This window comes from Pseudomonas sp., assembly GCF_049590575.1.
Lineage (GTDB): Bacteria > Pseudomonadota > Gammaproteobacteria > Pseudomonadales > Pseudomonadaceae > Aquipseudomonas.
Map to the genome: position 1 here is coordinate 1 of NZ_JBAWDE010000307.1, position 4,681 is coordinate 4,681.

At 64.9% G+C, this 4,681-nt stretch carries 3 protein-coding genes; all 3 read right to left on the minus strand.

Annotated features, from left to right (window positions below; genetic code table 11):
- Positions 1-72 precede the first annotated feature (72 nt).
- A complete protein-coding gene (gene folD / locus WBR57_RS21325) occupies positions 73-978 on the minus strand; it encodes a bifunctional methylenetetrahydrofolate dehydrogenase/methenyltetrahydrofolate cyclohydrolase FolD (protein WP_424086354.1) in 906 nt (301 codons plus the stop codon).
- Positions 979-1,038: 60 nt separating this feature from the next.
- Positions 1,039-2,718, minus strand: a complete 1,680-nt coding sequence (locus tag WBR57_RS21330; RefSeq protein ID WP_424086356.1) for an APC family permease — start codon at positions 2,716-2,718, stop codon at positions 1,039-1,041.
- A gap of 61 nt (positions 2,719-2,779) precedes the next feature.
- Positions 2,780-4,681: DUF1989 domain-containing protein (locus WBR57_RS21335; RefSeq protein ID WP_424086358.1), on the minus strand; the 1,902-nt coding region annotated here is incomplete at its 5' end.

The window sequence follows — 4,681 nt, forward strand, 5'->3', positions numbered from 1 at the left end:
AGCCAATGCATAGGCTGACTGACACACCACCTTCGCGAGCAAGCCCGCTCCCACATGGGTTTTGTATCAGGCTCAGACTGCCGCCAGTACCTGGGGCAAGGCGGCGCGCTGCAACTGCGCAGCCACCAGCGTGTTCTTCAGCAGGTAGGCAATCGTCATTGGCCCCACACCGCCGGGCACCGGCGTGATCGCACTGGCCACAGTACATGCGCTGGCATAATCCACATCGCCCACCAAGCGTGTGCCGGTCTCGGTTTCGATGCGGTTGATCCCCACATCAATCACCACCGCGCCCGGCTTCAGCCAGCTGGCGTCGATCAACTGCGGCCGCCCTACAGCCGCCACCACGATATCGGCCAGGCGGCACAACGCCGGTGCATCCACACTGCGCGAGTGCACTACGCTGACCGAGCAGTTAGCCTGCAACAGCAGGGTCGCCATGGGTTTACCGACAATGTTCGAACGGCCAATGACCACCGCGTGCAAGCCGCTCAAGTCGCCGCAGGTTTCCTGCAGCAGGCGCATGCAGCCGCTCGGCGTGCACGGCGTGAGCACCTCGATGCCTTGCACCAGGCCACCGACGTTTTCGCGGTGGAAGCCGTCCACGTCCTTGATCGGGTCAATCGCGTGGATTACCGCCGCTTCGTCGATATGCGCCGGCAGCGGCAGCTGCACCAGAATGCCGTTGACCGACGCGTCGGCATTCAACTGCGCCAGCAGCGCCAACACCTGCGCCTGGCTGGCGTCATCCGGCAGCCGGTATTCAAGGGAGCGGATCCCGACTTCCTTGGCGCGCAGCAGTTTATTGCGCACGTAGACGTGGCTGGCCGGGTCGTCACCCACCAGCAGCACGGCCAGCGCTGGGTAGATCTGCTGGGTGGCGAGCACCAGAACCTCTTCGCGAACCTCGTCAAGCACCCGGGCAGAGATGACCTTGCCGTCGATATCGCGGGCAAGCGTGGGGAGAGAGCGGGTCAAAGGCGTCACCGTTTTCGGGAGGAGTAAAGGCGCTGAGGGATCACTCCCTCAGCGATGAGGTCAGGCTACCAGTTGATGGCAGGCGTACACCACCACTACACCGGCGATGAGCGTGGCATAGGGCAGCCAGCCGGCGCGGCGTTGGCCGTCATCGGCCTGGATATACAGGTCCGTGAGCATGGCGGCGGGGAAGCGGCCCCTGTCCTGCACATAATGGCGGAAGCAGAACACCGGCAGAATCAGCAGCGCCAGCAGCAAACCGGTGACCAGCGTGCCCGCGCCCCAGATGTCCGCGCCCAGGCCCATGCAGGCCAGGTTGACGAAACTCAGCACGCCGCCGGCCGCCAGCAGTACGGTCGGGGCCTTGTACGGGCGCACCCAGTCGGGGCGGTCGAGGCGATGAATCCAGCCGGCGTTGAGGTTGAGGAAGTTGAAAATGATGTAGCTGACGTTCGAGGCCGCGAGCACGAACACATAGTCCGACATCAGCAACAGCAGCAGGTTGAACGACAAGTCGGTCCACATCGCCGCCGTGGGTGCGCCGTGCTCGTTGGTGCGGCCCAGGTACTTGGGCAGCCAGCCATCCACCGACGCCTGGTACAGCGTGCGCGACGAGCCGGACATCGAGGTCATGATCGCCAGCAGCGTGGCCAGCACCAGCATGATCAGCACGACATTGGCGACCAGCTTGCCGCCGCCGATGCTGTCGGCCATCACCTGGCCAACGCCCATGCCGCTGTAGATCGCCGGTGAGAGCAAGCCGCTGTACACCGCCGGGGTCACCACCGCGCCGCTGGCGTCGAGCACCGCCGGAGTCACCAGTTGGCCCAGCCCCAGGCTGCCTTGAAACGCCAGCGGCACCAGGGTAAATACCAGGATGCACAGCAGGCCGGCGTAGAAAATCGCCTTGAACGTGTCGCGCTTGGGGTCCTTGAATTCGCGGGTGTAGCACACCGCCGTCTCGAAACCGTAGGTGGACCACGCGGCCATGAACAGCCCGCCGGCCATCAGCGACCAGCCGGAAATATCCCACGGCCCATCGATGACTTGCCCGGCTGCATCATGGGCCAGCGGGTACAACGGAAAGAAATTGGCCTGGGCCGCATCCCCGGTGAACAACGGCACCACGCCCACCAGCAGCAGCGGGATCAGCGAGGTAACGCCGAGCACCAGGGTCAGGCGTGCCGAACGCAGGATGCCGCCGTGCTGGACGGCGAACACTGTCAGCAGAATCAGCAGGCCAATGCCGAAGGTCGCATTGATCCGCAGCGACAGGCCCGCCTTGACCCAACCCAGGTCCAGCAGGGTCAGTTGCCAGGTATTGATCAGCGCATCGGCGGGAAACAGCGCGGTGAGGATATACCCCGCCGCCAGCCCCGAACCGATCGATAGCACCGGCGACCAGGCCAGCCAGTTGCACCACACCGACACCGGCGCAATCAGCTTGCTGTAGCGCACCCAGGCCACCGCGCCGTACACCGAGGCGCCGCCGGATTTGTGCGGGAACAAGCCGGCGATCTCGGCATAGGTGAAGGCCTGGATAAACCCGAACAGGATCGACACGATCCACACGATCCAGGCCGGTTTGCCCACCGTGGCGGCAATCGCACCGATGGAAAACAACACTAGCGCGGGTACGCCACTGGCGACCCAGAATGCCCCGCGCCAATCGATCTTGCGGTGCAGGCTGCCCGTCGAGCTGGCGGCCTGCGGTACGGCCTCGAACGTCGTCGCTTCCATCTCTGTATTCCCATGTCTGAATAGCGTTTAAGTGGGGCAGTGCACACAAGTGTCGGGACGATCAGCTGCGCACCCGGCTTTTGTCCGGGTCGTAGAAAATCGCTGCGCTGACCGTGGCGCTGATGCGCTTCTGCAGGCCATCGACTTTGCCAATCTCAAGTTCCGTGCCGGGTTCGGCGCAGCTCACGTCCACCCGGCACAACGCGATATTGCCGGCCAGCAGCGGCGAGCGGCAGGCACTGGTGATCACGCCGACCTGGGCGCGGCCCTGGTACACCGGGTCGCCGTGCTGCGCGGTTTCGTTGCCGCTCAAGTGCAGGCCGACCAGCGTTTGGGCCGGGTGGGCGCTGCGCCGTAGCAGGGCGTCGCGCCCGATAAAGTCATCGGTCTTGCTCTTGAGCGGCACGCTGAAACCGATACCGGCCTCGAACGGGTCGGTCTGGTCGCTGAACTCGTAGCCGGCAAAGATCAGCCCGGCTTCGATGCGCAACAGGTCCAGCGCTTCCAGGCCCAGCGGCACCAGGCCCAAGGGTTGGCCGAGTTGCCAGATACGATCCCACACGCGCTCCGCATCTTCGGGCTGGCACCACACCTCGAAGCCCAGTTCGCCGGTGTAGCCGGTGCGCGAAATCATCAGCGGGCAGCCGTCGAAACCGTCCAGCCGACCGACCAGGAAGCGAAACCAGCCGAGGCTTTCCAGGCTTGGCTGAGTCGGCGGGGTCCAGACCATCTGCTTGAGCAATTCGCGGCTCAACGGCCCTTGCACCGCCAGGTTGTGGATCTGTTCGCTGGCGGACTTGACCCACACCTTCATGCCCAGTTTCTGTGCCTGCTCGCGCAGCCACACGCCGGCGTAGTCTTCGCCGCAGATCCAGCGGAAGTTATCCGCGCCCAGGCGCAGCAAGGTGCCGTCGTCGAGCATGCCGCCGTGGGCGTGGCACATCGCCGAATAGACCACCTGGCCGACCGCCAGGCGCCGCACATCGCGGGTCAGGCAGTACTGCAGCAAGGCTTCGGCGTCGGGGCCGATGATTTCGAATTTGCGCAGCGCGGTCAGGTCCATCACCGCCACCCGTTCGCGGCAGCCCAGGTATTCCTCGGTCGCGCCATAGCCGTCGTAGCGCAATGGCAGCCACCAGTTGCGGTACTCGGTGAAGCTGCCGGTGAGGCGGCTGGTGCGTGAGTGGAATGCAGACTCACGGGTAAGAATCGGGTCGGCATCGGCCGTGGTTCGAGTGCTCATGGCGATGGAAAAACGCTCCTTTTCGCGGTAGATGCGGACGTGGATATCGGTCGGGTTCCAGCCATTGGCCGGGTCGATGTCATCCGGGCATGAGGTGCTGCCGCACACCAGATCGGTCATGGCCCGCAGCAACACATAGTCGCCGGGGCGCGACCACGGCTCGTCGAGGGTCATCTGCTGGTGCGCATCGATGCCGGTATTGAAGAAAAAGTTGATCGCCGGCCAGCCGTTGCGCGCCTGCACCCCATGGGCGGCAAGCACTCGGCTGAGGTTGTCGCTGCAGTTGTCGTGCCCGAAATAGCCATGGGCCTCGTAGTAGCGCGCGGCGCAGGCGAGGGCGAACGCGTCGTGGCGCCCGACGGTGTCTTGCACCACTTCCAGCATCGGCTGCATGTGCCGGTCGAAAAACTTCGAGAACAACCCCGGTGCCGGGTAGGCGCTGCCGTTCAGCGTGCGGGTCACGGTCTGGTCCAGGTCCAGCTCGATGCCGCGATCCAGGGCGCGTTGGTCGAGGGCGACGAAGTCCGAGCATTGCCGCCCCTCGACATCGATGACCTGCACGTACTGCCCCTTGGCGACGGTATAGGCGTGGGCCGTGCCGGCGCGCAGGGTGAACTCGTCGAGCACATCGCCCAATGGCGCCGGCAGGGCGGGCAGCAGCAAGGACGAAGGGTTGGCCCGTATCACCCGCAGGCGCAGTTCGCTGGGCCGGTATTGGCG